The organism is Spiroplasma sp. Moj, assembly GCF_016082285.1.
Classification (GTDB): domain Bacteria; phylum Bacillota_I; class Bacilli_A; order Mycoplasmatales; family Mycoplasmataceae; genus Spiroplasma; species Spiroplasma phoeniceum.
Window position 1 is genome coordinate 1 of record NZ_MQTY02000102.1, and the last position, 3,664, is coordinate 3,664.

Annotated in this window: 3 protein-coding genes; all 3 read left to right on the top strand. The window is 31.2% G+C overall.

Going from position 1 to position 3,664, the window contains the following annotated elements:
• Positions 1–89: 89 nt before the first annotated feature.
• Complete coding sequence (locus tag BST80_RS04580) at positions 90–305, top strand: integrase core domain-containing protein (RefSeq protein WP_415746167.1); 216 nt, start codon at positions 90–92, stop codon at positions 303–305.
• Positions 306–559: 254 nt separating this feature from the next.
• Positions 560–1,816 (top strand): histidine--tRNA ligase, encoded by a 1,257-nt coding sequence (gene hisS / locus BST80_RS04585; RefSeq protein ID WP_415746165.1) that lies wholly within the window; start codon positions 560–562, stop codon positions 1,814–1,816.
• The gene (gene aspS, locus BST80_RS04590; RefSeq protein ID WP_415746166.1) at positions 1,816–3,549 is read left to right on the top strand and encodes an aspartate--tRNA ligase; all 1,734 of its coding nucleotides are present in this window, start codon (positions 1,816–1,818) and stop codon (positions 3,547–3,549) included. Before hisS ends, aspS begins: the two co-directional genes overlap by 1 nt.
• The last annotated feature ends 115 nt before the right edge of the window (positions 3,550–3,664 follow it).

Sequence of the window (3,664 nt, forward strand, 5' to 3'; positions counted from 1 at the left end):
AATTTCTATTTTAAATATATTTTATAGGAATTTTAAAATAACTAGGTTATGCAAGAAGTCTAATAAAAAGAGAAGTTGTCCATCAAACAATTCCAATTCGTTTTCCACAATCAAATGGGAAAATTAAAAGATTTCATCAAAACTGAAATAAATTTTTTGAATATCTTCCACGCTATCCTAAAAATGTTGAAAATGTTAGAAAAGTTATTGTAATCTTTCTAGATTATTATAACAATATTCGACGACATAAAACCATAAATATTTTAACACCTGATGAAGTTGCGTTAAAATTTTTAAAAGACTAGCTAATTTATTTTACTTTTCTAAAAAAAATAGGTATAATTTTAATTGAAAGAAATTATTGTTGACAATAATTGAACAGAGAAATAGTGGTTGGTGGAAACTATTGGAATTTTAAAGCGTGATGACAACATGAAGATAAAATTTAATAGATTTTGACAAGTAAGCGCATTAACTAAAAGATAATGAAATAGGATGGTACCGCGATTTTTCGTTCCTAAGCAATCTTTTAGTTTTTTATTTAGAAGGGAAGAAAGTTATGAATATGCAAAAACTACGAGGAACTGAAGATCTTTATTATGAAAAAGCAAGTGAATTAATTGCCCTAGAATTAATGCTGCGTAGTCTTGCTATGCAATATAACTATCATGAAATTAGAACTCCAATTTTCGAAGCAAAAGATTTATTTGTGCGTTCAGTAGGAGCAGAAACCGATATTGTTAGCAAAGAAATGTTTGAATTATTAGATAAAAAAGAGCGAGCATTTGTTTTACGTCCAGAAGGAACCGCACCTGTTATTCGCAGTATTATTGAAGATAAACTATATGGGAAATATGAATTACCATTAAAATTATTTTACCTTGGGAATATGTTTCGTTATGAACGACCTCAACATGGCCGTTTACGTCAATTTAATCAGTTTGGAATTGAAGTGGTCGGAACTAAGAATTATTTATTAGATGTTGAAGTTATTTTACTTGGTTATAATTTATTAAAAACACTTGGATTAACAAACTTAACATTAAAACTAAATTATTTAACAATTGGTGCAGCACGAACAAAATATCTTGGTGTGTTAACAGCTTTCTTCCAAGAACAAACATTATGTGCTGATTGTCAAATTCGGGTACAAAAGAATCCATTACGAGTATTAGATTGTAAAATTGATCATGATAAATTTAGTAATGCGCCAAAGATTTATGATTATTTAACCCCAACAGAAAATGAAGAATTTGTGGCAATTCAAAAGTTGTTAACTAAATTAGGAATTCCTTTTACCTTAGATGCGCAATTAGTACGAGGATTAGATTATTATACTGGCGTTGTTTTTGAAATTGTGATTGAGGAAGCAGAGCGAGAATTAACTTTACTAGGTGGTGGACGGTATGACCAATTAGTGCACACCTTTGAACCAAGTTTAGATTATCCAGCGGTAGGCTTTGCCTTAGGATTAGAACGATTGTTATTAACTTTAGCTGCGAATGATATTGTCCTAGCTGATGAGGCTTATCTTGATGCTTATTTAATTTGTTTATCTGATCATGCGCGTTATTTTGCTGCTTCGTTGTTGTTATTACTTCGAGCAAGTGGTTTTCGTGTTGATTGTGATTATTTAACACGTAGTGTTAAAGCTCAGTTTAAATCATTAGAGCGTTTGAAAGCAAAGAATGCTATTATTATTGGTGATGAAGAATTGAAAAAAAACGTTGTAAAAATTAAAAACCAACAAACAGGAAAAGAACAAGAAGTTAAGTTTGACAAGATTATTACAGTTTTAAGTAAGGAGAAGAAATAATGAAGAGAACACATACTTGTGGTGAATTAACATTAAAAAATGTTAAAGCAAAGGTTGTTTTAAGTGGTTGAGTGGCAAAGAATCGTCGGTTAGGGGGGATTATTTTCTTAGATTTACGTGATCGAACAGGGATTACACAAGTTGTTGTCCAACCAGAGCATCCCCAATATGCGATGATTAATACAATTCGAAATGAATTTGTTATTAGTGTTGAAGGTGTTGTAATTGAACGAAAAAGTAAGAATTTAGAATTACCAACCGGGGCAATTGAAATTGCAGCTAAACAAGTCACAATTTTATCAAAATCCGAAACGCCGCCATTAATTATTAATGATGTCACTGATGCGTTAGAAGATGTTCGAATGAAATATCGTTATTTAGATTTACGTCGACCAATAATGCAACAAAAAATTATGTTACGAAATCAATTAGTGCAAACAATTCGGCAATTTTGTCATTCTCATCAATTTATTGATATTGAAACACCAATTTTAAACAAATCAACACCAGAAGGTGCCCGTGATTTCTTAGTTCCCTCGCGTTTAAATCCCCATAATTTTTATGCGTTACCACAATCACCGCAATTGTTTAAACAGTTATTAATGTTAGCCGGATTTGATAAATATTTTCAAATTGCAAAGTGTTTTCGCGATGAAGACTTACGAAGTGATCGTCAACCAGAATTTATGCAATTAGATTTAGAAATGAGTTTTGTTGAGCGCGATGATATTATCCATTTTGTTGAAACATTATTTCAAACAATTATGCAAGATGTGATGAAATTTAAAATTAAAACGCCCTTTCTTCGGATGGATTATAATGAAGCAATTGAAAAATATGGCACTGATAAACCAGATACGCGCTATGATTTACAGTTATTTGATGCAAAAGATATTTTTGCAAAAACTGAATTTAGAGTCTTTGCAACAGCCTTAAAAAAGGAGTTGAGTTTAAAAGTGATTTTTCTTCCCCAATTAGTCAGCAAAAAACAAGTTGAAGAATTAACACGGATTGCCCAACAAAACAAAGCACAAGGGTTAGCATGAGTTAAACAAGAAAAGAATAATTGAGAAGGACCACTTGCAAAAGTACTTAGTGATGATGAAAAAGCAAAATTATTACAAAAATTTAATAAACAAACTGGAACATTCTTCTTTGTTAGTGATGAAAAAGCAGTTACTTGCCAAGCTTTAGGAGCAGTCCGAGTAGCATTAGCTAAAATGTTTGCTTTAATTCCACCGAATGAATATCACTTCTTATGAATTGTTAATTGACCATTATATGAATGATCAGATGAAAATCAACGTTATGAAGCAGCTCATCATCCTTTTACTGCGCCAACTAGTGAATTTATTGATAATTTTGAGCAGAAAATGGCAACTGCGCGTGCTGATGCTTATGACTTAGTTTTAAATGGTTATGAAATTGGGGGAGGAAGCATTCGTATTCACCAAAGTGAAGTTCAAACCCGAATGTTTAAATCATTACAATTATCAAACCAAGAAATTGAGAACAAATTTGGTTGATTTTTAAATGCTTTTAATTATGGTGTTCCACCCCATGGTGGAATTGCATTTGGACTTGATAGGCTAGTAATGATTTTAACGAATAGTGAATCAATTCGGGATGTGATTGCTTTTCCGAAGAATACAACAGGAACTGATCCAATGACAGCTTCACCAAGTCCAGTTGAGGACAAACAGTTGGATGAATTAGGGATTAAGTTAAAATAATAAATATATAACAATAACTAGCAATATGATTTTTATGAAATATTAAAACTATAGCAAAGGTAATATTAGACTTCTTGCATAATCTAGTTATTTTAAAATTCCTATAAAATATATT